This is a genomic window from Cohnella sp. OV330 (genome assembly GCF_900112065.1).
In the GTDB taxonomy this organism is placed as follows: Bacteria; Bacillota; Bacilli; order Paenibacillales; family Paenibacillaceae; genus Cohnella.
In genome coordinates, this window is record NZ_FOKE01000016.1 from 84200 (window position 1) to 108551 (window position 24352).

Consider the following 24352-nt stretch of genomic DNA (forward strand, 5'->3'; position numbering starts at 1 on the left):
GAAGACTGCCGTCAGGCGAAAATCGCCGCCAGCACGACGATCGCGATCGGCACGAGCAGGATCCCCACGAATATGAGGACGCCAAGCGGATGGGCGAGATTGATCGTCCAGCCGACGCCGGACCTTTTTTCCACCATCAGGGCAGGGTCCGCCTTGTTGTAGTAGAAAAATCCGCCGCGCCACGCTTCGTCCTCTTGAACGTGCGGGCTGCTCCCGACATCGTCAAGGCCATGCCTCGCCACGTACCAGACAAAGCCGAACACCGCCAGGATGAGCAGTGCGGGCAATCCAATCATCGCGAGGTTAAGCCGTTCGGTAGGCCAGCCGTATAGCGTCACGGATTGGCCCAGACCCAGCATGACGACGACGAACAGCGAGAGCGCGTAAATGAACGCCGAGATCGCTTTTCTAAACCGCAATTGCTTCTCTCTGGATACCTCCGGACGCGCGGGATCGAGCTGCTGCCGCGCTTGACGGATGCTCATGTTGACCAGCAAAAATACGCCGATTAACCCGAGCTGAACGATGTTCAGCGTAAACACGGCCCCGAAGCCCTTAGGCGAGTATTCGTCGGCTTCCCCGGAAATGCCGAAGTGCGTCGGCACCGGGTCCGGAATGACGTCCCAATGCAGCGCGGCTGAGGCGGCGCCTAGGAGGACGATCGCCAGATGGATCAAGAACCACCCGTTGCCCACGAGCCGCTGACGCTGGCGGAACAGCAGATCGATGACGATCTTGGACGGCTTTTCGGCTCTCCAGTTCCTGGCCTGCTTCAAACGCAGCGCCTGCGCCCGTCCCGAACGCCAGACCGGGATCAGGCCGCCGATCTGAATGATCAGCGCCGCGCCGAACGCCGCCTCGGGGCTCCCTTCGGACCATTCGCCGCCGCTCCAGAGACCGACGGCGACACCGACCGCAAGACCCAGTATCCAAACGGCAACCAGCGCGCCGTAGTGTCTGCCCCGGATCCGCCCGACCTCCGCGCTGCCGCGATCCGCCTCGGGTACGTACAAGCCGAACAACAAATGCTTGGGCGCCAGGAACACCGCCCCGATCATCGTCAGCGAGATCAGCGCGTCCAATATGCCCAATACCAGCCATTCCGTCTGCGTCGCGTTCACTTTGCATTCTCTCCCTTCGACATCAATTGCCTGTATACGGCGGCGCTCTGCTCGGCGAACTCCGCCTCCGTCATCCCGCGCACCGCCGCTTCCGCGGCAAGCGGCCGAATGCCCTTCGCCAGCTTGGCGCGGAATGCCGCGTCCGCGCCGGGCATCCCGCCCGGCTGCACGACGACTCCCTGCTTGCGATGCACCTGAAGGAACCCGTCCTGCTTCAGAATCTGATAAGCCTTGTTCACCGTGTGCAAATTAATGCCCAGATCCGCGGCGAGGCTTCGTACGGACGGCAGCGGGTCCCCGGGCTTCAACTGCTCCGAGGCGATGCCTTCGATCAATTGATCGACCAGCTGCGTATATATGGGTACATCCGATTGCAGATCGATCTCCATCCACATGGCGTGACCTCCTTCACTCTCTGTTATATTCATTATATAACAGATACTCAGACAATAACAGATCTTAAACCTAAAATAAGCCTAAATCCGTTCTTTGCTTTTGAGCCAGGCTGTGCTATACTTTCTCTTGCCGCTAAAATTCGGCATCTTCGAGACGTGGCTCAGCTTGGTAGAGCGCTTGCTTCGGGAGCAAGAGGTCGCAGGTTCAAATCCTGTCGTCTCGACCATCCAATACAATGACAGAAGCCCTGAATTACAGGGCTTCTTTTTTATTTCCCAGCCAACTTGTAATCCCCCGTACATATAAGGTACAAATGGAAACGATACGATGAAAGGACGAACGCAGTCAGCCGCAGACGGACAGGAACGCTCTTATGACAACCGTGATGGTCGTGGACGACGAATGCAAAAACGGACGGTCTCCTCATAGGAGATCGTCCGTTTAAATTTCAGCCCCAAGTTACGCACTTGCGGTGCGGTTAGCCGGTTTTGCCGGCTATCTCAGCTCCACCCGCCGCACTTCCGGTGCCGTTAACCGGTTTTTCCGGCTATCTCCGCTCCACGCGCCGCACTTCCGGTGCCGTTAGCCGGTTTTGCCGGCTATCTCAGCTCCACCCACCACACTTCCGGTGCCGTTAACCGGTTTTTCCGGCTATCTCAGCCTCCGCCGTCTCCGCGGGCGCCTACCGGTGCCTATGCCCAACGCCGCTCACCCGTCGTAATTCACCACATAATGCTGCAGCGCCGTATTATAGTATCCCTCGCTGTACTCGACCACGCCGCCCGCCTCGTCGTAGGCGTAGCGCAGCCGCTTCAGCAGCGGCGTGCCAACCGCCAAGTTCAGCTGCTCGGCGACACCGGCAGGCGCGGCCGATACCGCGAACGCATCCCGAAACCGCGCCAGCACGATGCCGTTCTCCTCCAGGAAACCGTACAGCGAATGTTCCGCCAGCCCCGACAAGTCCGCATTCTCCAGCATCGCCGGCAGATAGTGCGCGTAGTGAATATACGGCGCCCCGTCCAGCAGGTACAGCCGTTCGACCCGCAGTCCCGCGTCCCCGAACAGCCGATGCTGCTCGGTCTCCGGCTCATACGAAACAGCCGCCGTAGCGAGCAGCTTTTTCTGCATCGCATGGCCTTCCTCGACGAGCAGCTCGGTGAAGCTCTTCCACGTGGAGCGCTTGGCCGCCTTCGTGTTGCGGATGACGCGCGTGCCCCGGCCGCTGCTCGGCTCCAGGTAGCCTTCCTGCACGAGTTCCTTGATGGCGCCCCGGACGGTGATCTTGCTCACGCCGAACTCCTCCTCGAGCCGCGGCTCGGGAGGAATGTTCGTGTCGAGCGGATACTGTCCGTGCAGAATCCGGTCCTTAATTATGTTTTTGATCTGTACGTACAAGGGCCGCTTGTTGCGGGACAGATTCACGGTCTCGATCTCTACCTTTCTATGTCGCCTGCCGCCTCCGTCAGGGCGCGGACGATCTCCGCCTCCGACGACATCGGCGTGTCGCCTTGCACCGTATGGGCCAGCATCGCCGCGGCAGCCGCGAAATCGACGGTTCGATCGGACGGCATCCCGGTCAGTTCTCCGTGCAGGATGCCGCTCGCGTACGCGTCGCCTGCTCCAATTCTATCATAGACGGCGAACGTCAGCGTTTTGGAAAAAGCGAATTGCCGGTTTTTGTACAAAAAACCTTGCAAGGCGTGCGTCCCGTCTCCGATGATGGCACGATGGGTACCCGCGATCGCGGCAATGCCGTAAGTGTCGGCAACGGCCGGGATAAGCTCCACGAGCTGATCCCTGCGCACTGCTTGGCTCGTATTCATGCCGAGGATGTGAATCGCGTCCTTCTCGTTCATCAGCGCGAGGTCGGCCAACTTCAGCATCTCGATATAGTGCGGCTTCGCCTTCGCGTAGCCGTCCTCTCCCCAGAGCGTCGGACGGTAGTTGCAGTCGAAGACGACGAGACCGCCCTTTCGCTTGACCGCACGCGCCAACTCAGTCATGTGGCCGCGCACCGTATCGTTCATCGCGAGCGTAATGCCGCAGAAGTGAACGGCGTCCAGCCCCTCCGCGATCGCTTCCCAGTCGTAGGCGCCGGCGGGCGACGTGTTGAAGCTGCTCTCCAGCCGGTTCGTGTACGTGACGCGACTCGGCCTGGCGCCGAAGCCGTTCTCGAGGAAGTAGAGGCCGACGTACTTCCCATCCCGTCGAATGAAGTCCTGGTTCACGCCCAGCTTACGCAAATACGCGACCGCAGCATCGCCCAGCGGGTTTGCCGGCAGCGTCGTGACCAGATAGCCGTCATGCCCGAATCGCGCGAGCGCCGAGACGATGTTGACCCCGGTGCCGGAAAAAGAGTATTTGAGCGTGTCCGCCTGGGTGAGCAGCTCATAGCCTGGCACCTGCAGGCGCATCATCACTTCGCCGAAGGCCGCGATTTTTCTAGGCATGCCGGTCAACCAGCTCCTTCATCGTCGCCAGCAGGCGGCGCACGTCGTCGGTCTTCGTTTTGCCCGTGGCCTTATCGACGATCGAGGAGTAGACATGCGGGATCACCTGCGGCACGCCGGCTTCGAGCGCCATGCGAAGAATCGGCTCGAAGTTGTCCAGGTCGATGCCGCCCGTCGGCTCGAGCGCGAAGCCTTCGGCGGCGCAAGCTTCCACCACGGCTTTGTACTCGTCTTCGCGGCTCAGGCCGTTCATCGGAAAATACTTCAGCGCGTTGCCGCCCATGTCGCGCACGAGCGCGATGGCCGCGCGGACGGGCAGGATCGCTTGCTCGGCCGCAGCCGCGCTGACGGGCCCCGTCGACACGTTGACATAGCCGACCCGGCCTGTCGGTGAGACGAGGCTGTTAATCCAGCTGTCCTGGCCGTCCAAGTTCGCGCGCGTCGCGCCGACTGCGGGAAACACTTGATTGATATGGCTGCCCGGATAGTGCCTCGCGATCCGCGCGACCACCGCGGCCTGCCGGTTGTCGCCGGCGCCGAGGCCGATCGATACCGCGTCGTCGATCGCGCGGCCGTATTCCTTCATCGCCTCCACTGCAGCCGCAACGGTCGGATAGTCCTTGGACAGCACGCCGACCAGCACATGCCCTTCGGCCGCATCGAACACTTCCTTCGCGTTCTCCACGCTGTTCGCCAGAACGTTTAACGCCGCCCGCTCTTTGTACAGTCTCTTCGTCAAACCGCTCGTCATCTCATTGCCCTCCTGCCAGCTCGCGAATGCGCGACGCGATAATGTGAATGTCGTCGCCCTGAAGCGGGCGCGGGTCGATATCGAAGTAGCCTTGGCGGACGCCGTAATCGCGGGTATAGATGGCGATGTCGCCCTCCTGCAGCGCCTTCGCGAGTCGCACGGCTGTCGTCCCTGCGAGGGCGGGATCGATCCGGACGCGTCCGCGGTAGATGGCGCGGCCCGCTTCGTCCTGCACGATCGACACTTGCACGCCCGCTAGATCATTCAAGGGCGCGAGCGCCTGCAGCGATTCCTTTTCCCGCTCGCTCGTATCTTCCTTGACCATATACTCGTCCAGCGCCTGAAGCAAGCCGAACGTCGTCTCCTTGCCCACCTTCATGCTGCGTCCGATGCCATGCAGCTGTACTTTCAGCCATTCGACATACGCCCGCTTGCCGCCGACGATGCCCGAGGTGGGGCCTTCGATCGCCTTGGAGCCGCTGTAGATCGCCAGGTCCGCGCACTTCACGTACTTCCGGATATCCTCCTCGGCCGCGGCGTCCACGATGAGCGGTACCCCGCGCCGCTGGGCGATTTCCCAAGCTTCCTCGACGGAGATCATGTTTTTCTGGACGGCATGATGAGACTTTACGTATAAAATGGCCGCCGTCCGCTCGCCGATCGCGTCCTCGATGTGCTCCGCCTTGCCCTCATTAGCATAGCCGGCCTCCACGACCTTGCCGCCGCCTAGGTACACCATCGTCTCCACGGGCGCGCCGTACTGCACGTTGTGCCCTTTCAGCATGACGATCTCGTTCTTCGCGATCGGCTCCTGGTGCAGCCGTTCGCTGAGGCGCCGGTTGCCCTGCGTGACGATCGCGGCCACCGACAGCGCGATGCCGCTCGACGCGGAATTGACCACGACCGCCGCCTCCGAACCCAAAATGCCCGCGATCCGGTCGCCGGCCTTGTCGACGAGATCCGCGATCTCCACATACTGCTGCCCGCCTTGCTTCATCGCTTCCATGACGGTGTCCGTCGGCGCGGACACGCCGAGGATGCTCATCCTTCCGCTCGCATTGATGACGCGCTTAAGCCCGTACTTCGCATGCCATGAATTCGCCATTTGCCACGACTCCCCTCGGTACGATTCGTTGATTGGCTCTGCGTTCGATCCCCTCGGAATCCAAGAGGGACACCGACTCCTCGGAGACTTCGAATATCGTCAGATGCGCGCGGTCCCCCGCTTGTATCCGCCCGAGCTCGGGTCTTCTAAGCCACTGCGCCGCGGTGGACGCGACCGCCGCGACGACTTCCTGCAAGGAATAGCCTAGATAAAGGAACTTGCTCATCACGTTCGCCAGACTGTGCACCGGACCGTTCAGACGATTGCCCCGGTAGATGTCGGAGCTGATCGTATGCAGCCCGATGCCGTGCCGCTTCGCCGCTTCGGCGACCTTGAACGAGAAGCTCGCCGTACCATGCCCGACATCCAGCCGCACGCCGCGGTCGAGCGCGTCCAGCAGCGCGGGGATCGGCCGGCCTTCGGCGTCGAACAAGTTGTTGGGTTTGCCGTTGAGATAGTGCGTGACGATATCCCCTTCCCTCAGGTGGGCGAGCACCTCCTCGATGGCCGGCGGCGCCGAGCCGATATGGACCATTAACGGCAATCCGGTCGCGGTCGACAGCTCCCGGGCGATACGCAGCGGCGCGATGCCGCTGTCGCCCACGACGCTGCGGCTGATGCGCGCCTTCAAGCCAACGATCAAGTCGGGATAACGGGCGACGGCTTCGCCGACCCGCTCCCCGTCGAGCCATGCCAGCTGCGACAGCTCGTCGATCCGGCTCAGCCCGATGCGCGAGATGTTCAGAAATGCCAGCAGGTTCGTCTTCGCGCTCCCGCCGCTCGCCGCCAGCTCCCCGATCCGGTCCGCCCCGCAGCTGCCCGCGTCGACGATCGTCGCCACGCCCTGCTTGACGCCGATCTCGTCGATCTCGTCCCCGTACGGATCGAACGCCGGGAAGGCATGCACGTGCATGTCGATCCAGCCGCTCGAGACGTAGGCCCCGCCGCATTCGATCTCGCGGACCCCCTCGCGATCAAGCGGTCCGTCCGCGATCCCCGCCCCGCCCGATGGGTCGATCACCCGGCTTATTCGGCCCTCCGCGATCTCGATGTCTACCGGGCTGCCGTCCAGAAGCTTCAGATTGCGAAGCAAGTAACCATTGCTCAATTCTCTTCACCCGCTTATTCTTGGATAACGGCGGCTATTGCCTAAACCTATCCCTTAAGATAGCATAGAAAATAAAAAATACAATATATCGTTATAATGTTTGTATGCATCAATCCACCACCGATCATCACATCGAGAGGGGCACGAGTTATGACCCTATGGTTCAAGCAATCGCTCAAGAGCAAGTTGTCCCTGCTGATCCTGATCGCCGTGATCACCCCGCTCCTCGCCACGGGCGTCGTCTCCTACCGCATCGCCTCCAATCTGACGGAGAAGATCGAAAAGGAATCCGGCATGAACACGCTCCGCCAGGTGTCCGACAAGCTGGGCTTCCTCATCAACGACGTGGAGACGATGTCCGTATTCATCATCGGGCAGAAGGACATCCAGTCGTACCTCGACCGCAGCGATGCGGATTATGCCTTGTATTCGCAAAACGTGGCTTTCCTGATGAATCTGGCTTCCTCCAAGACGTACATTTCCAATATTACGATCACCTCGTCCCGCGGCCATCCCGCCTTGTATAACACGACCGTACTGCGCTCCGGGCTTCCCGAGCTGCAGAAGTCCGGCGAGAACGGCAGCAACGCCGACGTCAAATGGTGGACCCCGCCGTACGAGAACAAGACGACCGACGACGGGATCGCCAAGGTGTTCTCCCTCGTGCGCCCCATCCGCGACATGAGCAAGTTCAAGCGCATCGGCGAGCTGGCGATCAGCGTCGACATCTCCGAGGTGCGGCGCATGCTGCAGGACGCGGGCTGGAACGCGAGCGGGCAGCTCTGGCTCGTCAATCAGGACAATCAGGTCGTCGCTTCGCCTTCCGGCGAGGACGGAGCGGCGCTGCAGGACCTGTCCATTCCCAACGTTTCCCGGCTGAGTCATCCCGAAGGCGTGATGAATATCAAGGACGGCCGGGAGAGCAACACGCTGCTCTACTACACGCTGCCTGCGCTCGGTTGGAAGCTCGTCGGCATCATCCCCACCCAGATCTACACCGCCCAGAACAAATACGTGCTCACGCTCACCGCCTACGCCATCGGACTGGCCGCGCTGCTCGCCGTCGTGCTCGTGCTTTATTTCATCACCTGGGTCACCCGGCCCCTGGCCAAGATCTCCAAGAAGCTCAAGGACATCAATCCCGAAGAGCCCGTGATGCGCATCGAGGTCAAGAGCTCGGACGAGATCGGCATGCTGCTCCATAGCTACAACAAGCTGGGCGACCGCATCCAGCGGCTCAAGAGCCAGCTTCAGGCGCACGAGGCCAAAAAGAAAGAAGTCGACATCCAGGCGCTCCAGGCGCAGATTCACCCGCATTTTTTGTACAACACGCTATCTTCGATCCAGTGGAACGCGCTCATGAACAAAGACCGCCAGACGGCGGAGATGGTCGGGGCGCTAAGCGATTTCCTGCGGTTCAGCCTGAACGACGGCAAGGAGTTCTGCACCGTCCAGCAAGAGGTCTCTCACGCCCAGAACTACATTCGGATCATGTCCCGGCGGTTCCAGGACAAGTTCGATTCCGCGTTCTTCGTCGATCCGGCGCTTCATAGCCATTCCATACTGAAGCTGCTCTTGCAGCCGCTCATCGAGAACAGCATCATGCACGGTCTTCAGAAGCAGAAGAAAAAGGGCAGCCTGTTCGTGTTCGGCGAGTGCCGCGACGGCGCGATGACGTTCGTCGTGGAGGATACGGGTATCGGCATCGAGGCGGACAAGCTGGTGAAGCTGCGCCGGCATCTGGCCGCGCCGGACGACGCCGAGGACGACCGCGCGGCCGCCGGCAAATCGGGCTACGGCCTTCGCAGCGTGCATCGCCGGCTCCAGCTCCACTACGGCGCGGGAACGGGCCTGCAGATCGATAGCGATCCGGGCATCCGCACGCGCATTTCCTTCCAAATCCCGATCCAGGAGGCAAACGCATGAAAATATTGATCGTAGACGACGAGGTCATCATCCGGACGGGACTGTGCACGGTCATCGACTGGGAAGGGCTCGGCATGACGCTCCTGCCGCCGGCCGAATCCGCAGAGGAAGCGCTGGAGCGCCTGGCCGACGAGCAGCCGGACATCGTCCTGACCGACATCCGCATGCCCGGCATGGACGGCATCGAGCTGGCCAAGGAGATCAAGGCGCGGCGGCCGGACACGGAGATCGTCATTCTGACCGGCTACGACGACTTCGGCTACGCCCGTCAGGCGCTGCGCGAGGGGGTTACCGATTACCTGCTCAAGACAAGCGGTCCGGAAGAGATCATGATGGCGGCCATGAAGGCGAAGCAGAATCTGCTCGGCAAGTGGGAGACGATGAAGCAGGAGGCCGCCCAAGGCGCCGCGCTGCGCAATCAGGGGCTGGAGGAGCTGCTGTCCGCGGGAGGCAAAAGGCCCGCGGGCGGCGGCACGGCCGCGGACCCGGCGCGCAGGTGGCTGGAGCAAGCCGGCGTGGCGAAGGCCGGGCCGGACGGCGGCCTGCTGCCGATGCGCGTCCTGCTCGTCGGCGCGTCGGGCTGGGACGACGACCGGTTCGCGGGGCTCATGCTCGGCGCTGCCGAGAGCAAGCTGCTCGAGCTGCTGCCGTGCGTCGCGCTGCGCAAGAGCGACAGGATCATCGTCGTCTCGCAGGCCGGCGAGGGCTGGTCCGATACGAGCCGGCTCGCCGCCGCCGTCGCCCGTGTCCGCGAGGCGCTTAAGTGCGACATTTTCGCCGCGGCCGGAGAGCCGGTCACGGCATGGGCGGAGCTTGGACGCTCCTATGAGGAAGCGGAAGCGGCGTACGCCTATCGCCTGCTGCTAGGGGACAACGGCCTCGTGGAAGCGAAGGACGTCCTCGCGCGCAGGGGCGGGCGTACGGTCTGCTCCGCGAAGGAGGAGAACGAGCTGTCAGCGCTGCTGATGAACAGCGATGCGACGCAGCTGCGGAACTGGACCAACGGCATTGTGAACGAACAGCTGAGCGACCCGCAGGCGACGCCGGCCACGCTGCAGGCTTATCTTCAGTCGGTCGTCATCGCCGCCCATCGTTGGCTGGATCGCGCCCGGGACAGCGGCGCCGAGGCTCCCGCTTCCGCGCCGGTCATTCCCTTTCATGTAGGCATCCGTCTCGCGGACGAGCTGTTCAAGCTGCTCCTGTCCGTCCTGAACGCCTTCCACGACCGGGTGAGCGCCGGACGCTACGCCTATATCCATCGGGCGATCGCCTTCATTCAGCATCATCTCGACCGGCATCTGACCCTGCAGCAGGTCGCCGGCTTCGTCCACGTCAATCCGAACCATTTCAGCGAGATGTTCAAGAAGGAGACGGGACAGAGCTTCACGGAGTACGTCACGCGGGAGCGCATGCTGCGCGCGGCCAACATCCTGATGACGACGCGCATGAAGATCAGCGAGGTGGCCGGCGAAGCCGGATACGAGGACATCAAGTACTTCAGCCAGCAGTTTAAAAAGGTAATGGGCTGCACACCGTCCGAATATCGCCAAATGTCAGTTTAGCTGACATAAACATGCCGTTTTTCCGAACGAAATTCCGAAAACGGATTCACAACCTGAAAATCGTCTACCCTAACACCGGAACTTCTCCCCCGCGACCCGACGGTCCGGGCGCCTATACTTAATTTACATTCACGCAGGAGGGGTTCAAATGAAAAAGAAACCTGTATCCTTAACCGCCCTGGCGCTCGCGGCGACCACGCTGCTCGCGGCATGCGGCAACGACGCATCCAACAATGCCGCCTCGAGCAACGCAGCTTCCAGCGCGCCCGCTTCGGGCTCGTCCGGCGCATCCGCAAGCGCGCCGGCTTCCGGCGAGAAGGTCAAGCTGTCGATCTGGCACAACTTCTCCGGCGACGACCTGCGGGCCCAAGCCGTGCGCGCGCAGATCGACAAGTTCAAGGCCGCGCATCCGGAGATCGAGCTGGACGCCCAGGCGATCCCGCCGGACGGCTATCGCCAGCGTCTCAAGACGGTCGCGGCCGCCGGCGAGATGCCCGACGTGTTCTTCACGCAGTCCGGCACTTCGATCCAGGAATTCTACGACGGCGGTCTGATCCAGCCGATCACGCCGCTGCTCGACAAGTACCCCGAATGGAAGAACAACTTCATGGAAGGCGCGCTCGATCGGCTCTCGTTCGACGGCCAAGCGTATGCTACGCCGCTGAGCGGATCTGCCACCTCCCTGTTCTTCTACAATAAATCGCTCTTCGACAAGTACCAGGTCAAGGTGCCGACGACGTGGGACGAGCTGATGACGGCGATCAAGACGTTCAACGACAACAAGATCACGCCGATCTCGCTCGGCAACAAGGCGGCCTGGCTGGCGCAGTCCAGCATCCTCTCGTCCCTGGCCGACCGCGTGACCGGCACGGATTGGTTCCTGAAGGCGGCGAGCCAGGACGGCGCGTCGTTCACCGATCCCGAGTTCGTCCAGGCGCTGCAGCTGTTCAAGGATCTCTCCGAAGCCAAGGCGTTCCAAACTGGCGCCAATAGCTTGGACAACACGCAGATGGAGCAATACTTCGTCGAAGGCAAAGCCGCGATGATGATCGACGGCTCCTGGGCGCTGACGAACATGGCGGCCACGGGCACGCCGGAGCAGCTCGACCAGGTCGAAGTGACCGTGCTGCCCTCCTTACCGGGCGGCAAGGGCGATCCGAACTCCATCTCCGGCGGATCGGGCGGCGGCATGGCGCTCAGTAAGACTGTCACGGGCGCCAAGCTCGACGCCGCGCTCGAGCTGATCTACGCGATCGGCGGGCCGGAAGGCATGCAGGCGATCGTCAACAGCAACTCCGTCGTCAACTACAAGGTCGAGCCCGACCAAGCCGTCGTGACGCCGCTGTTCTACAAGGCGTTCACCCTGTTCAAATCGGTCAAGCTGACGCCGGTATACGACGCCTATCTGACGTCGGCTGCCGCAGACGTCATCAACAACGGCCTGCAGGATCTGCTGCTGACCGGCAAGCCGGAGGCCGTCGCCAAGAAGCTCCAGGACGCGCAAGCGCAGGCGCTCGGCAAGTAAATCTGGCGGCGGGCGGCGGGACGGACGCGCGCTTCCCGGCGAACGCCGGGGAGACGGAGCCCGTCCCCCGCCTTCCCTTTCTCCAAGCTGCACGTTTAAGCACAAGCGTCAAACGAAAGGAGGCCGGTCATGACGAATTCCGGCCGTCTCAGAGCTTTTATCGCGGTAGGGCTGCTGCCTACCCTGTTCATCTATGCGGTGTTCGTGCTGGTGCCGATCGTCTGGTCCGCCTATTACGGCTTCTTCGACTGGAAAGGCATCGGCGCGTCCAAGTTCATCGGCTTCGACAACTACGCCGAAGCGCTCGGGGATCCGATCTTCTGGAAGGCGTTCAAGAATAATCTGATCATCGTAGCCGCCTCGATCTTCGGGCAGCTGCCGATCGCGCTCGTCCTGTCGCTTATTTTGCGCAAGAGCACCTTTTTCCAACGCTTCGTCCGGTCCGCCGTGTTCATGCCCATGGTCGTGGCCAGCGTCGTGATCGGCATGATCTGGGGCTACATTTATCACCCGCAGATCGGCATCCTGAACTTCCTGCTTGAACAGTTCGGCCTCGGCTCCTGGATTCGCGACTGGCTCGGCGATCCGAGCATCAACATGTACGCCGTCAGCGCGCCGGTCATCTGGGCGAATATCGGACCGTATCTCGTGCTCTTCATCGCCGCTATCCAGAACATCTCCTCCGAAGTCGAAGACGCCGCCAAGATCGACGGCGCCGTGAAGTCCAAGTGGCTCTACATGATCGTCGTGCCGATGATCTGGGATACGATCAAGGTCGCCATCGTGCTGTGCATCTCCGGCAGCCTCAAAGCCTTCGACCTGATCTATATCATGACGGGCGGGGGCCCCGCGCAATCGACGGAGCTGCTCGCGACGTACATGTACAACAATACATTCGAAGTTTTCCGCTATGGCTACGGCTCGGCGGTTTCCACATTGATCATCCTCATCAGCATGGTCCTCGTGCTCGGCAGCCAGCTGCTGATGAGACGCAAGTAATATTCAAGCCGCGCATTCGCGCCTTAGAAAGAGAGGACAGCTATGAAGATGACAACGGACGGCAGCCTGGCGCACAAGGCCGGCCCGGCGCAAAACGCCGGACGTCCCGCTCTCTCCCGGCCGTTCAAGCCGAAGTGGGCGTGGCTCTCCAATCTCGTGCTGCTGATCTACGCGCTGCTCACGCTATACCCGCTCCTGTGGCTGTTCCTCAGCTCGTTCAAGACGAACCAGGAGTTCTTCGGCAAGCCGTTCGCGCTGCCGTCGACGTGGCACTTCGACAATTACAAGCGGGCATGGGAGATCGCCGGCATCGGCCCCGCCTTCCTCAACTCGGTCATCGTTACCATTAGCGCCATCGTGCTGACGCTGTTCCTCGGCACGCTGACGGCGTACGTCGTTTCCCGCATGAACTTCCGCTTCAAGGGGCTCGTCATGTCGCTGTTTGTCGCCGGGATGCTGATCCCGATTCACAGCACGCTCGTGCCGCTGTTCATCATGATGAACAAGATCGGCATCCTCGACACGTACGCGTCGCTGATCCTGCCCTACGCGGCGTTCGAGCTGCCCGTCGCCATCTTCGTCGTAGGGGCTTACCTGACTTCAGTCCCGAAGGACCTCGAAGAGGCGTCGATGATCGACGGCAACGGATACTGGGGAACGTTTTTCCGCGTCGTCGCGCCGCTCGCGGTGCCGGCCATGGCGACGATCTTCATTCTCGGGTTCCTCCGGTTCTGGAACGACTTCGCCTTCGCGCTCGTCTTCATCAACAACCAGGCGCTCAAGACGCTGCCGCTCAGCCTGTCCGTCTTCTCCGACGGCTACGGCACCGACTACAGCCTGACGACGGCGGCCATGTCGATCGCGGTCATCCCGACGATCGTCATCTATTTGATCTTTCAGGAGCAGATCATGAAGGGCATGGTGGCGGGTTCGGTGAAGGGGTAAGGCGAATAGGATTTTGAAAATAAAAAGAAGACAAGAAAAGAGGGCGCGAGCCCTCTTTTTTGTGGTTATTATCGCCGATGTCCGGTCAGGCGACCGTCTAGTTTTATAAGCTATGTCGCCGGCGAGCGCCTGTCCCACGCATACAACACGAGTGTCAGGCCAAGTCCGACCAGCGACATGACCACGCCGAACCAAGGAAGATGCGCCAGCCCGATATGCGTGATGACCAGGCCGCCGAGCCATGCTCCTCCTGCATTGCCGAGGTTGAGCGCCGAGTGATTCGAGGTCGAGGCGAGCGCCGGCGCGTCCTTGGCCAGCGTCATGATGCGGATCTGCAGCCCCGGCAGCAGGCCGAAGGAGGCGATTCCCCAGACGAACACGGTGACGACGGCGGCGACGGGTATGCGAAGGTCGGCTGCCAACAATGCGAGGATGATCGCGAGCAGCAGGAAGCTGCCGATCATCGTCTGCATGAGCTTCCAGTCGGCCAGCTTGCCGCCGAGAATGTTGCCGGCCGTCACGCCAAAGCCGAAGAGCACGAGCACCCACGGCACGCCCGCTTCGGAGATGCCGGTCACGTCCTGCAGAAGCGGCGCGATATAGGTGAACACGCCGAACAGGCTGCTGCAGCCTAGCGCGCCGGTGAGCAGAAGCAAGAGCAGCTTCGGCTGCGCGAGCGCCCGCACCTGCCGGACGATGCTGACGGCATCCTCCTGCTTAAGCGCGGGAATGAGCCGGATGATGGCGACGAGCGTGACGAGGCCCATCAGCACGACCGCGCCGAACGATGCTCGCCAGCCCAGATGCTGGCCGATAAAAGTGCCGAACGGGACGCCCGCGATGTTCGCCACGGTGAGTCCGGTCATCATGACCGAGACCGCGCCGGCCTTGCGCCCCGTCGGGACGAGGCTGGCGGCGATGACCGCGCCGACGCCGAAGAACGTACCGTGCGCGAGCGCGGTGAACAGGCGCGCACCCATCAGTATCTCGTAGGTTGGTGCCAGCGCCGCCGCGCCGTTGCCGACGATAAACAGTACCATGAGCAGGCATAGCAGCAGCTTCTGCGGCAGCCTGTAGGTCAAGATTGCAAGCAGTGGCGCGCCGATCGCCACCCCGAGCGCGTAGCCGGTGATGAGCTGGCCCGCCTTCGGGATCGACACCTGCAAATCCGCAGCCACGTTCGGCAGCAGACCCATGATGACGAACTCCGTCATGCCGATGGCGAAAGCCCCCGCGGTCAGCGACAGCAGCGCGGCCGGATAACGGCTCGCCGGGCGGTCTACCGCCGACGCGGCGATCGCCTCCGCATGCGGTGCCGCCCCCGCGTGCTCTCCGGCCGGTACGCGCGTCTTCACCGCTGCGCCTGCCGATACAGGTTGTGGTTTCATCCTATCCGGGACCTACTTTCTCTCTATTCTCTCAAATCGACTCATTATACCAGGGAATGCTGCCGGTTCAACCGATGGCGTTCAAAAAACGCGCCGTCCCATGCAAAAGGCGGCCCCGAAGGCCGCCTGCACAATTCCGTATCCGTATGCGATTATGCGATTAGAGACTGCCGCCTCCAAGACCTGGCAGGCCCAGCTGGCTCAATTGATCCTCGGTCAGCACGTCTTCGGCCTTCGGCTCGCCCGACAGCTTCACGTCTCCGTTGATGTCGGTCAGCTCCTGAACGACCTTGATCGTGCCGCTTGCCGACTGGCCTTCCTCCGAACCCGCGAAAGCGATCTTCGCGTCGGTGTAGCTGGCGTAGCCCTTGCCGTCGATGCCGATATTGGAGAGGATATCGAGCGTCTGCACGCTCTTTTTGAACTCCTCGAGATCCTTCGAGATATCGTTGTCCTTGGATTCGGCCAGGCTCTTCTTAGCTTCGTCCAGGTCGGATTGCTCGATTTTGAGCAGCTTGCGGTATTCTTCGTTCTTGGAGAGCAGGTCGATGACCTCCGGCGCGATATCGTTCACGACCGTCTGGATGAGCGGCTCGACTTGGTCCTTCGTCACATGCGTCTGCACGACCTTGTCTACGCCGTCCGCCGTGATGCCCGCGTCCTTAGCGGAAACGTCCTTCAGGTAGGTGTCCTCGTCGATGTGCTTGAATACGATCGCCGACACGTCGTTCACGAGCTTCTGCGTCGTGCCGATGTCGAGCGATTGAAGATCCTCGCCCTGCTGCTCGGCAAGCTTCTTCAGGTCGACCTCGATATACTTGCCGACGATCTCGGCAGGCAGTCCGAGCATCGGGATGTTCGGCACCTTCACCCACAATTTTTCTTTGTTCATGAGGATCGGCACGGTGACGGTCATCGCGAGATCGCCCTTGATGGCGACTTGCAGGTTGATCTCGGCGAGCATCGGATCCTTGCGGTATCCGCCTGTCCAGGACAGCTCCGCGTTGCTCAGGAAGCTGCTGGCCATGCTCGTATACCCGCCATCATCGGCAGATTCGGGCAGCTTCAGATCGGAAATTTGCAGGCTTCCCTTCATGCTATAGGAATCGATTTGGGATGATTTCTTCAGCGCGTCTTGAAGCGTCTCTTCGGCCGACTTGGAACCCGTGCAGCCTGCCAGCAGGATGAGAACGAGCAGCGCGGCGACGGCGGCCAGTACTCTTTTTTGGTTAAGCAAAATAACGAAAGCCCCCTTGAATTCTGGATGATGGCTTCTAAAAATAGAAGCAGCCTCCATTTTAGTCCATCGAGGACCAAGATGGAAGCTATTTTTGCTAAAGAATAGATTAATGCAAAATGTATCCGTTTTCCGGTTAATGGATATCTTTTTTGCGGAAACGTCCGCCCTTGACGTCATGGATGTTGCCGACGGCGAGGAAGGCGACGGGGTCGAGCTCGTTGACGATCAGCTTGAGCTTCGCTTCCTCCAGACGGGTGATGACGCAGAAGATGACTTGCTTGGCATTGCCCGAATAGCCGCCTTCTCCGTTCAGATAGGTGACGCCCCGGCCGAGACGGCTGACGATGGCATCGCCGATGTCGCGGTAGTTCTCGCTGATGATCCAGACGGATTTGGACTCGTCGAAGCCTTCGATCGTCAGATCGATGACTTTGAACGCTATATAATAGGCGATCAGGGAGAACATGGCGTTGTCCCACCCGAATACCAGGCCTGCGCTTCCTAAGATGAATACGTTGATGAACATGACCATTTGGCCGACGGAAAAAGGACTGCGCTTGCTGAACAGGATCGCGACGATCTCGGTCCCGTCCGTCGTGCCGCCGAAGCGGATGACGATGCCGACGCCGACGCCGAGGAAGATCCCTCCGAAGATGGCGGCCAGCAGGGTTTGATCTGTAAAGGGCTCTACGTGGTGAAGCGCCTGTGTCGTGATAGCCAGCGTGACGACGCCGAGCAACGTAGACAGCGCGAAGGTCTTGCCGATTTGCTTGTAGCCGATGATGAGAAAGGGAATGTTGAACAGGAAAAGGAAGATACCGATCGGCCACGTAGTAAGATAGGCGACCATGATCGAGATGCCGGTGATGCCGCCGTCGATGATGGAGTTCGGAACCAGAAATACCTCAAGCGCCGCGCCGACGAGTACGGCGCCGACGATGATGGCGATGACGCGCTTGGCGACCTCAAGGAACGGGAGACCCGTATGCTGCGCTTTCTTGGCGGGAGCTCGGACCGCCGCTTGGCCTTGAGCTTGGGGGGACTTGAATTCGGATTTCTTCGACCTGGTCATAAGCACCTCCTGCTGGACAGTTTCTGATTCTATTATAACAGTCTAAAGTATGCGGAGAAAAGACACAGTATTAAAAATTCGGGCATTTTTCAGCGAAAATGACCGTTTTAGACGCAAATAAGCGATTCAGGCCACCCAGTGGCGGCATAAATCGCTCAATGTTCGCAAAAGTAGCCGTTACGGCCGCGCACAGGTATGGCTTCGCGCCTTTAACCCGTACCCGACCGCGACGGAGTGCGTTAACCCTGCGGATTATTGTGGCTTACATGATTGCGGTTTTTGACCTTTTTGGAGCCGGACAACGGCTCCTGGCCGCCGCGATGGCCCGGACTGCGCTCGTCTCGCTCTTCCTGCGGATTCGCCTCCGGCACCGGCTGCGATTTGGGCTTGCTCATAGAAAACGATCCCTCCGCTCGTTAGTCGTGATGCTTCAGCGTCTTGTCGTTGACCGGTTGGTCGTGGTTCATCGAATCCTGGTGACGGCGATCGTTATGCTGCTGATTGAGCTGCTGGGCGTGGTGCGCGTTTACTTTTTCCTCCGCGAGATCCTCCACGACGTTGCTCAGGTTTTTATCCGCCATCCCGTTGTCATTGGCCATTTCGTTCACCCCTAAGCATGCGTGTAAGGCTGCAGCGTCTGCGCGCATTCGTGCAGATGTCTGCGATAGTCGACGATAAGCTCCTGCAGCACGTCGCTGCGCTCGTCCACCGCTTGGCCGTCGCGTTCGACGTCGGAGAGACCGACCTCGATCTCGCGGCTGTCCACGTATCGGACGGAGAAGTCGAACTCAAGATTTTGCCGTCCGGCACTGCGGATCTGAACGAGCAGACCGTCCGGGTTCGCTTCGTCCGCGCGCACTTCGGCCTGGTCGCCGCCGTGCAGATGTTGCTGGAGCTCGCTTTGCCAGTGCTGCACAAGCTCGGATTGCGATATCGTGAGTTTATCTTCGGTTGACATGGCTGTTGCACCTCCGCCCCGTTAGATTGGCCTGTGATGGCGCAGTTCATGCAGGAAAAGTGGGATGATGTCCACGACGCCAGAGCTCTTAGGAAATGCACAAAGCCGGCGCGCACGTCGTGCGAACCAGCCAATTTTGTATAACCAAGCAAAAAACCGATCCCCTTTCGGGAATCGGCCCTGTTTTTTACTTGTGGCGGAGAGAGTGGGATTCGCTCCGTCGCAGCCGTGGACACACCTGTCGGTGTAGCCACGGCCAAAGCGACTATCACGCCGGGGCCTACGAACATGCCTTAGGGCATGTTCGCTTAACGGCCCGTTCTCATCCCACTTGCGCCATACGCAAAAAACGATTCCCTCGCGGGAATCGGCTTGTTTTTTGCGTATGGCGGAGAGAGTGGGATTCGAACCCACGTGGGCTTGCACCCTAACGGTTTTCAAGACCGCCCCTAGGTGTAAACGCCCGCCATCCCTTGTCATGACTGAGTTTATGACACTTTATTGTTGAACCGCCACAGCGGTCTGAGTCAAATGTTCAATTTGGTACGTGACCGTTGAATAGCTTCATTCTATTAATATGGAAAGAGCAAGTCAAGGTTAAAGAAAATGGAACATTTTAAGATTAGCTTGGCCTCCGCTGTTTATATGAAGATAATTCCAAATTGCCGAAAAATGATGTATGATGACAAAAGTAGGACTTTAAACTCACTTTTGGGCAAAGTATGGGAAACCACTGTCAAGTTTTACAATGAAGGAGGATGAATTATGAGACTAGTCAATTTTAGTGTTATCAACTATAAGGTCTTTAAAGAGAAATTTACAATCGGTTTTTCAAACAACTCAATTGTTATTCTTACCGGAAGAAATAATACGGGTAAGTCGACTATATTAGAAGCTATAAACTGTTTCTTTCAGAGAGAAAGCAAAACCAAGACTATTCCAAATGACTGTTTCTCGCTACGCGGCACAGATATCATACTCGAAGCAGTATTTGAGTCTGAGGAAGAAAGAATAATAATCAAAAAGAAATACAAAGAAGAAAATGCTCCAACTTTTTGGGATGATACAGGAAAAGAAATTAAGAAAACACATATTCTTTCAGAGAAATTAGAGGAAATCTTAAATAACAAACCTTTTTACATAACACCATCAATGTTACCGGATGATATTAACGATTTGATTCAAAATATATATTCAGAAATCATTAAAAATGACCTCTTGAAGCTCGAAAGTTTCGATGGGGATTCGCAAGAAGATCAAGCTACACTCGAATTGGCTAAGGAATACTCAAGCCTTAAAAAAGCTTATCCTGCATTTTTGAGAAAAATTAAGCAAAATACTGATAGTATACTTTCACAGGTAAGTAAAGACGTTTCCGATAACTTAAGAGTTCTTTTTTCTAATAATCACTTATCATTAAGCGTAATCGGCGGTGAGAGTACAGGCTTCTCTTCATCTGACTTATTAAAATCTACAAATTCAAGCGTTCATATTGATAGTAGCAAACAATCTAGAATGCCATTAGCAAACCAAGGCACTGGCCTCCAAAGAATGAGTCTAATATATCTTATTCAAAATATGATTGAGAAAAAGCTATTAGGTGAAAATGATAATAAATTATTGCTCATTGATGAACCCGAAGCATTTTTGCATCCCGAAGCAGTTCGTGCATTAAGTCGTTCTCTTTATCAAATAGGTAAAAAAATGCCTTTGATGATTTCCACTCATTCCCCCATACTCATAGACTTATCCGAACAACATACTTCTATTCAAGTATTCCGAGTTGGTGAGAAAGAGGCTGTTCAATTATATAAGACTATTAGTGACCAATTCGATGAAGATGATATAGCAAATATGAAAATTTTAAATTACGTAGATTCTTATGTAAACGAATTTTTCTTTGCTGATAAAGTAATAATTGTGGAAGGTGATACTGAGTATATTGCTTTTAAGCATCTTGCTAGAGAAAAAGGCTATAACATTCATATAATTCGTGCAAGAGGTAAGGCCACCATCGTAACTTTAATGAAGATTCTTAATCAATTCAATGCTACTTACGATGTACTACATGATGTAGATAATCATGATAAGCATTCCTCCACTACTCTTAAAGCGCAATTAACGAATTGCAAAAACATTTACGAGTACAAAAAAAGCGAAAACATAAGATTATTTTGTTCAGTATCTCATTTTGAAAAAGCCATTGGTATCGGGGATGTCTCAAATGACAAAAAAACTAAATTAATTTATCAAGTTTTACATAATCAACAAGCAACAGAAAAATCCGATTATAGTGAAGCTAGAAGTTTGATTGAAAATATGTTTGAACAAATTATTAGTCGTGATAAAGAACCATCATTGAGTAATGGATTCAAAAAAATCGTAAGTTCTGAAGATTACGAAAAATTATTTATCGGTTTAATTCAGCAAAAAATTCAAGAAGAACTAGCGAATGCAAAGAATGAAAAAAAAGACGACGCACTGACAGTGTGAGTTTAAACAAAAATCAGTAACCGAAATAACTGCTCACATTAGACTCTGTTTCAAATAGCAGAAAGCAATCAACCACAATGGCAAACTCTATAGCAACAGCTTTCGAGTCGACTTCTCAAGAAGAATTTGGAGACAAGTAGAGCGTGGGGAAAGAACATTGCACTATCTAACTTGGCAAAGATAGCTGATACGTTGGATGTGGGGTTTAACAGCTATTAAGCTCGCTTTTACGAAATGGAATCGTTAAGAAGATGTCCCTGCTTCTTTGGAAGCTACATAAAAGTAGCGTGGCAAATAGACTCTCTACACTGGAGAATGCTGCCGTTGTACGCACACTCCTTTTCAAAAAAATTTGGTACAGGTATCATGCAGGTAAACTCCAACGGATTAACAAAAACCAAATCATTCGGTACCGGGGGGCTTTACTGATCCTATAAGCCCTGTAGACTTCAATAAAAGAGCCGCCCGTTGAGGATGGCTCTTTGCTCTTAACTGTCGATATCAGCCTATGAGCGCCCTATAATCAACTTGTCTAGTCGTGCCTTTAATAATGCCTCCTGTGCAGCTATATCCACTTCTTTCTTCGGTTTATGAGGCTTCGGTAGAGGAACGTTTCGTTGGGGGCTTCCATCTGAAAGAAAATCTATCAACAGTTTGGTAAGACCATCAATCTTTCCCTCAATCCTGTTAAGATGATCTCTGACACCATTATTCATTTATTGTTCCAACCCCCTCGCTTTCTATTTCTTTTTAAGTAATTTGAGTGTCTTATAGTTAATAACTGCGGTGATAGTCATTAGGACAATACAAATTGTTGATACGATAATTGTAATAACATCCATTTCGCTACCCCCATAAATGAGTTATGTCAGAAGAGTATCATACCGCCTTTTATTTGTCAAAATATGGTATTTACAATATGGTATTTCTATTGTATAACCAAGTTCCTTGTTCTACTGAATTGTGCGGGAAAGCACTTTTCAAAAATAAATTTTACGGAGCAAACGAGAGTAAACTCTGCCACATACACTTAAAACAATTCATTCGGCACTGGGTAGGGTCAATTTATAAACCCCCTAAAAGCTTCTGTAGAGCATTAAAAAAAGCCACACCTCTGTGGATGGGCTCTGCTCATATCAGTTCATATAAAAGCCCGCAGCGGCTCTCAGACTGTCTCTTATGTTGCGTCCCGCTTCCTCCGATTAAGTTCGCGATACAACGAGCCTTTTGTAACTCCCGTTAATTCTTCGATCTCGCTGACGCTATGAGTCTTGCCTTCGTACAACTTAATCGCCTTATCAAGCTTCTTGGCGTCTGTCCTAGGACGCCCGCCGTTTCTTCCCCGAGCTCTAGCAGCTTCTAGCCCCGCTACTGTACGTTCCCGGATAATGTCCCGCTCAAACTCCGCGAATACCGCCATCATACCGAAAAGCGCCTTTCCTGCGGCAGTAGACGTGTCTATCTTGTCGGATAGGCTTACGAACTCGACTTCGTTCTTTTTCAACTGGAATAGAATGTCGAATAGCTTTTGAGTCGATCGCGCCAAACGATCGAGCTTATAGACTATGAACGTATCGCCTTCACGAAGATTGTCCAACGCCTTAGCAAGTTCAGCGCGATCGTCCTTACCGCCGCTTGCCTTCTCAGTGTAAATCTTATCAAAACCGAAAGCCTTCAATGCATCTAACTGAAGATCAAGCGATTGGTCTGCGGTCGAAACCCGCGCATAGGCGATTTTCATTTGAACCGTTCCTTCGTATGTATTGTTTTATCTATCATACCATAAACGTACCTTTTCGTTAATATGATTTTGATACGGGTATCGTACCGAATTTGAAGCGGAATAGGGAACATATCAAGCTATTATGGAATCGTTTCATAAATAATCGTTTTCGTACCAAAATTAATTTACCAAAAAGAAGCGAAGCGCCCCCCTGACCGCCGTAGGCGTGTCAGAGGATTCTTTGCTTTTTATAGGTTCTTTAAGTTCTTTTAATAAACCCAAAGTATTAATTATATATACAAGTTCATCCCCTGCACTTTAGTCATTCCATAAGTGCAAACAATGCACCCGAAAAAGAAACAAGTGCAGATTCTGCACTTTATTAGGGGCAGATACTGCACTTATTTTGATGCCAACTGATATTTTACAACGCCCTCGTAAAGGTCATTCCAAAACATCGTACACAGTTGACTGTAGTCTTGGTTGGGATTTGACAACATGGATTCCACGTACTTCATGTAAATTCCTTTGTCTGCGACCGTTCTGCTGAAGCATTCAACAAACTTCTTCCGCCATTCAGTAATACTTTGCTCCCCTTTGATAATCCAGTTCAATGTGCAGATTTCGTTTGGGGCGGTTGAATCTGATTCCTTCATTTCTTTACAGTCTTGTATTTCCTCAGTTACCTGCACTTCTTCCCATTCGAGGGAACGAAGATTACCTTTATAGTAATTGCGTTCCGCGAATGCGTGAGCCATTTCAGAGAGGATAATGTACGGGTTGAAGTCTAGCTTCTGAATAGTGTAAACATTATTTCTCTTCTTCTTCGACACACTAATGAAGCCTTTAGATTTCAGGGAGTTAGTCTTACCAGTCATTTTGTTCTTGACTGTTCGTAAAGGAATCCCTGTCTTAATTGCTATCAAGCCCTGTTCAACTTGTGCTATTCCCTCAGTATTCATCCAAGAGTATAATTCGACAAGGATGTTTATTTCATCACTATCAAGGAAGTAACACCTTCTGATAACCTGCGGCAAGTTGATGTAATACGATGAATTGGGGCTTAGTATACTATCCCCAAAGATAAATCCATCCTCCGTAACTGAATGGTGATTAGCCATGCTGTTTATCATTGCATTTCTCTTCTTCATTACGCTCTCTTGACTGAACATTATATTTTCCGCCCCCTTCTGTGAATGTACTCTTTAACTGCTGAGCGGCTTATCATATAAGAGCAGGTCTTGCCGTCACCAATTTTCACAGCGTCAAGCTGACGGGCTTGTATCGCCCTCAGAATCGTTCTAGGGCTAACCCCTGCAATCTTAGCGGCTTCTTTGCGACTCAATATTTCATTCATGCCCTGTCCCCCTTTGGAGTTGGTCTAAGTTAGTGACAGTGAAGGGTAAAAAAATAACCTTCCCATTTTAGTAATCGTTGCAACAGATCGTTCAGTTGCAGGAGAATGTGCCTATAATGTAGACACGTCCTTATTCTCCGCCCCTGCCATGACTCAGCAGGGGCTTTCTTTGTATCCGGTCGGGGCGGCTACTCGGCGTTCGGAACGATAAGCGTAATATCGTAACCCTTTTC

At 55.9% G+C, this 24352-nt stretch carries 22 protein-coding genes and 1 tRNA gene; 7 read left to right on the forward strand and 16 right to left on the reverse strand.

All coding sequences use genetic code 11. The features are described 5' to 3' along the window. Window positions 1–11: 11 nt before the first annotated feature. The gene (locus tag BM235_RS29000) at window positions 12–1121 is read right to left on the reverse strand and encodes a DUF1648 domain-containing protein (protein WP_090117752.1); all 1110 of its coding nucleotides are present in this window, start codon (window positions 1119–1121) and stop codon (window positions 12–14) included. After that, complete coding sequence (locus BM235_RS29005; RefSeq protein ID WP_090117753.1) at window positions 1118–1516, reverse strand: GntR family transcriptional regulator; 399 nt, start codon at window positions 1514–1516, stop codon at window positions 1118–1120. The genes BM235_RS29000 and BM235_RS29005 overlap by 4 nt, the downstream gene beginning before the upstream one ends. A gap of 150 nt (window positions 1517–1666) precedes the next feature. Here BM235_RS29005 and BM235_RS29010 point away from each other — a divergent pair. Continuing rightward, window positions 1667–1743, forward strand: a tRNA-Pro gene (locus BM235_RS29010). A 482-nt stretch (window positions 1744–2225) separates the two neighbouring features. On the opposite strand, the gene BM235_RS29015 is transcribed toward BM235_RS29010, so the two are convergent. The 5 genes from BM235_RS29015 to BM235_RS29035 are packed head-to-tail and all read right to left on the reverse strand — an operon-like array spanning window position 2226 to window position 6931. Continuing rightward, window positions 2226–2948 carry a GntR family transcriptional regulator gene (locus BM235_RS29015; protein WP_255374654.1) on the reverse strand — a complete coding sequence of 241 codons (723 nt, stop codon included), beginning with the start codon at window positions 2946–2948 and terminating at the stop codon, window positions 2226–2228. Between the two features lie 2 nt (window positions 2949–2950). Next, the gene (locus BM235_RS29020) at window positions 2951–3967 is read right to left on the reverse strand and encodes a sugar kinase (RefSeq protein ID WP_090117755.1); all 1017 of its coding nucleotides are present in this window, start codon (window positions 3965–3967) and stop codon (window positions 2951–2953) included. Then, window positions 3960–4718, reverse strand: coding sequence for a 2-dehydro-3-deoxy-phosphogluconate aldolase (locus BM235_RS29025; protein WP_090117756.1), 759 nt, complete (start codon window positions 4716–4718; stop codon window positions 3960–3962). The genes BM235_RS29020 and BM235_RS29025 overlap by 8 nt, the downstream gene beginning before the upstream one ends. Before the next feature lies 1 nt (window position 4719). Then, on the reverse strand, window positions 4720–5823 hold the full coding sequence (locus BM235_RS29030) for a DgaE family pyridoxal phosphate-dependent ammonia lyase (protein WP_090117757.1): 1104 nt from the start codon (window positions 5821–5823) through the stop codon (window positions 4720–4722). Next, a complete protein-coding gene (locus BM235_RS29035) occupies window positions 5789–6931 on the reverse strand; it encodes an amidohydrolase/deacetylase family metallohydrolase (RefSeq protein WP_090117758.1) in 1143 nt (380 codons plus the stop codon). The genes BM235_RS29030 and BM235_RS29035 overlap by 35 nt, the downstream gene beginning before the upstream one ends. 150 nt (window positions 6932–7081) lie before the next feature. On the opposite strand from BM235_RS29035, the gene BM235_RS29040 reads away from it, so the two are divergent. The 5 genes from BM235_RS29040 (at window position 7082) to BM235_RS29060 (ending at window position 13888) form a co-directional block, all read left to right on the forward strand. After that, on the forward strand, window positions 7082–8857 hold the full coding sequence (locus BM235_RS29040; protein ID WP_090117759.1) for a cache domain-containing sensor histidine kinase: 1776 nt from the start codon (window positions 7082–7084) through the stop codon (window positions 8855–8857). Beyond that, complete coding sequence (locus BM235_RS29045) at window positions 8854–10419, forward strand: response regulator transcription factor (RefSeq protein ID WP_090117760.1); 1566 nt, start codon at window positions 8854–8856, stop codon at window positions 10417–10419. The genes BM235_RS29040 and BM235_RS29045 overlap by 4 nt, the downstream gene beginning before the upstream one ends. 148 nt (window positions 10420–10567) lie before the next feature. After that, window positions 10568–11944, forward strand: a complete 1377-nt coding sequence (locus tag BM235_RS29050) for an extracellular solute-binding protein (protein ID WP_090117761.1) — start codon at window positions 10568–10570, stop codon at window positions 11942–11944. Between the two features lie 129 nt (window positions 11945–12073). Further along, window positions 12074–12943, forward strand: a complete 870-nt coding sequence (locus BM235_RS29055) for a carbohydrate ABC transporter permease (RefSeq protein WP_090117762.1) — start codon at window positions 12074–12076, stop codon at window positions 12941–12943. Between the two features lie 48 nt (window positions 12944–12991). Further along, window positions 12992–13888 (forward strand): carbohydrate ABC transporter permease, encoded by an 897-nt coding sequence (locus BM235_RS29060; protein WP_090117788.1) that lies wholly within the window; start codon window positions 12992–12994, stop codon window positions 13886–13888. 110 nt (window positions 13889–13998) lie between these two features. On the opposite strand, the gene BM235_RS29065 is transcribed toward BM235_RS29060, so the two are convergent. From BM235_RS29065 to BM235_RS29090, 6 genes are all read right to left on the reverse strand, one after another. Beyond that, on the reverse strand, window positions 13999–15276 hold the full coding sequence (locus tag BM235_RS29065; protein ID WP_090117763.1) for an MFS transporter: 1278 nt from the start codon (window positions 15274–15276) through the stop codon (window positions 13999–14001). A gap of 160 nt (window positions 15277–15436) precedes the next feature. Beyond that, window positions 15437–16513 (reverse strand): hypothetical protein, encoded by a 1077-nt coding sequence (locus BM235_RS29070; RefSeq protein WP_090117764.1) that lies wholly within the window; start codon window positions 16511–16513, stop codon window positions 15437–15439. 136 nt (window positions 16514–16649) lie between these two features. Then, window positions 16650–17588, reverse strand: a complete 939-nt coding sequence (locus BM235_RS29075) for a YitT family protein (RefSeq protein ID WP_090117765.1) — start codon at window positions 17586–17588, stop codon at window positions 16650–16652. Window positions 17589–17827: 239 nt separating this feature from the next. Next, window positions 17828–17983 carry a small acid-soluble spore protein P gene (locus BM235_RS29080; RefSeq protein ID WP_090117766.1) on the reverse strand — a complete coding sequence of 52 codons (156 nt, stop codon included), beginning with the start codon at window positions 17981–17983 and terminating at the stop codon, window positions 17828–17830. A gap of 21 nt (window positions 17984–18004) precedes the next feature. Then, on the reverse strand, window positions 18005–18187 hold the full coding sequence (locus BM235_RS29085) for a hypothetical protein (RefSeq protein ID WP_090117767.1): 183 nt from the start codon (window positions 18185–18187) through the stop codon (window positions 18005–18007). A gap of 11 nt (window positions 18188–18198) precedes the next feature. Then, window positions 18199–18546 carry a hypothetical protein gene (locus BM235_RS29090; RefSeq protein WP_090117768.1) on the reverse strand — a complete coding sequence of 116 codons (348 nt, stop codon included), beginning with the start codon at window positions 18544–18546 and terminating at the stop codon, window positions 18199–18201. Window positions 18547–19311: 765 nt separating this feature from the next. Here BM235_RS29090 and BM235_RS29095 point away from each other — a divergent pair. Further along, complete coding sequence (locus BM235_RS29095; protein ID WP_090117769.1) at window positions 19312–21039, forward strand: ATP-dependent nuclease; 1728 nt, start codon at window positions 19312–19314, stop codon at window positions 21037–21039. A 1177-nt stretch (window positions 21040–22216) separates the two neighbouring features. Here BM235_RS29095 and BM235_RS29100 read toward each other — a convergent pair. From BM235_RS29100 to BM235_RS29110, 3 genes are all read right to left on the reverse strand, one after another. Continuing rightward, window positions 22217–22780 carry a recombinase family protein gene (locus BM235_RS29100; RefSeq protein WP_090117770.1) on the reverse strand — a complete coding sequence of 188 codons (564 nt, stop codon included), beginning with the start codon at window positions 22778–22780 and terminating at the stop codon, window positions 22217–22219. A gap of 383 nt (window positions 22781–23163) precedes the next feature. Continuing rightward, a complete protein-coding gene (locus BM235_RS29105) occupies window positions 23164–23934 on the reverse strand; it encodes a hypothetical protein (RefSeq protein ID WP_090117771.1) in 771 nt (256 codons plus the stop codon). Then, window positions 23934–24119 carry a helix-turn-helix domain-containing protein gene (locus BM235_RS29110; RefSeq protein WP_090117772.1) on the reverse strand — a complete coding sequence of 62 codons (186 nt, stop codon included), beginning with the start codon at window positions 24117–24119 and terminating at the stop codon, window positions 23934–23936. The genes BM235_RS29105 and BM235_RS29110 overlap by 1 nt, the downstream gene beginning before the upstream one ends. Window positions 24120–24352: the final 233 nt, after the last annotated feature.

Coding starts and splice junctions, on each gene's coding strand:
- BM235_RS29005 (WP_090117753.1), bottom strand. CDS start 1,516: ATGTGGATGGAGATCGATCTGCAATCGGATGTACCCATATATACGCAG.
- BM235_RS29020 (WP_090117755.1), bottom strand. CDS start 3,967: ATGCCTAGAAAAATCGCGGCCTTCGGCGAAGTGATGATGCGCCTGCAG.
- BM235_RS29025 (WP_090117756.1), bottom strand. CDS start 4,718: ATGACGAGCGGTTTGACGAAGAGACTGTACAAAGAGCGGGCGGCGTTA.
- BM235_RS29030 (WP_090117757.1), bottom strand. CDS start 5,823: ATGGCGAATTCATGGCATGCGAAGTACGGGCTTAAGCGCGTCATCAAT.
- BM235_RS29040 (WP_090117759.1), top strand. CDS start 7,082: ATGACCCTATGGTTCAAGCAATCGCTCAAGAGCAAGTTGTCCCTGCTG.
- BM235_RS29045 (WP_090117760.1), top strand. CDS start 8,854: ATGAAAATATTGATCGTAGACGACGAGGTCATCATCCGGACGGGACTG.
- BM235_RS29050 (WP_090117761.1), top strand. CDS start 10,568: ATGAAAAAGAAACCTGTATCCTTAACCGCCCTGGCGCTCGCGGCGACC.
- BM235_RS29055 (WP_090117762.1), top strand. CDS start 12,074: ATGACGAATTCCGGCCGTCTCAGAGCTTTTATCGCGGTAGGGCTGCTG.
- BM235_RS29060 (WP_090117788.1), top strand. CDS start 12,992: ATGACAACGGACGGCAGCCTGGCGCACAAGGCCGGCCCGGCGCAAAAC.
- BM235_RS29065 (WP_090117763.1), bottom strand. CDS start 15,276: ATGAAACCACAACCTGTATCGGCAGGCGCAGCGGTGAAGACGCGCGTA.
- BM235_RS29075 (WP_090117765.1), bottom strand. CDS start 17,588: ATGACCAGGTCGAAGAAATCCGAATTCAAGTCCCCCCAAGCTCAAGGC.
- BM235_RS29080 (WP_090117766.1), bottom strand. CDS start 17,983: ATGAGCAAGCCCAAATCGCAGCCGGTGCCGGAGGCGAATCCGCAGGAA.
- BM235_RS29085 (WP_090117767.1), bottom strand. CDS start 18,187: ATGGCCAATGACAACGGGATGGCGGATAAAAACCTGAGCAACGTCGTG.
- BM235_RS29090 (WP_090117768.1), bottom strand. CDS start 18,546: ATGTCAACCGAAGATAAACTCACGATATCGCAATCCGAGCTTGTGCAG.
- BM235_RS29095 (WP_090117769.1), top strand. CDS start 19,312: ATGAGACTAGTCAATTTTAGTGTTATCAACTATAAGGTCTTTAAAGAG.
- BM235_RS29100 (WP_090117770.1), bottom strand. CDS start 22,780: ATGAAAATCGCCTATGCGCGGGTTTCGACCGCAGACCAATCGCTTGAT.
- BM235_RS29105 (WP_090117771.1), bottom strand. CDS start 23,934: ATGTTCAGTCAAGAGAGCGTAATGAAGAAGAGAAATGCAATGATAAAC.
- BM235_RS29110 (WP_090117772.1), bottom strand. CDS start 24,119: ATGAATGAAATATTGAGTCGCAAAGAAGCCGCTAAGATTGCAGGGGTT.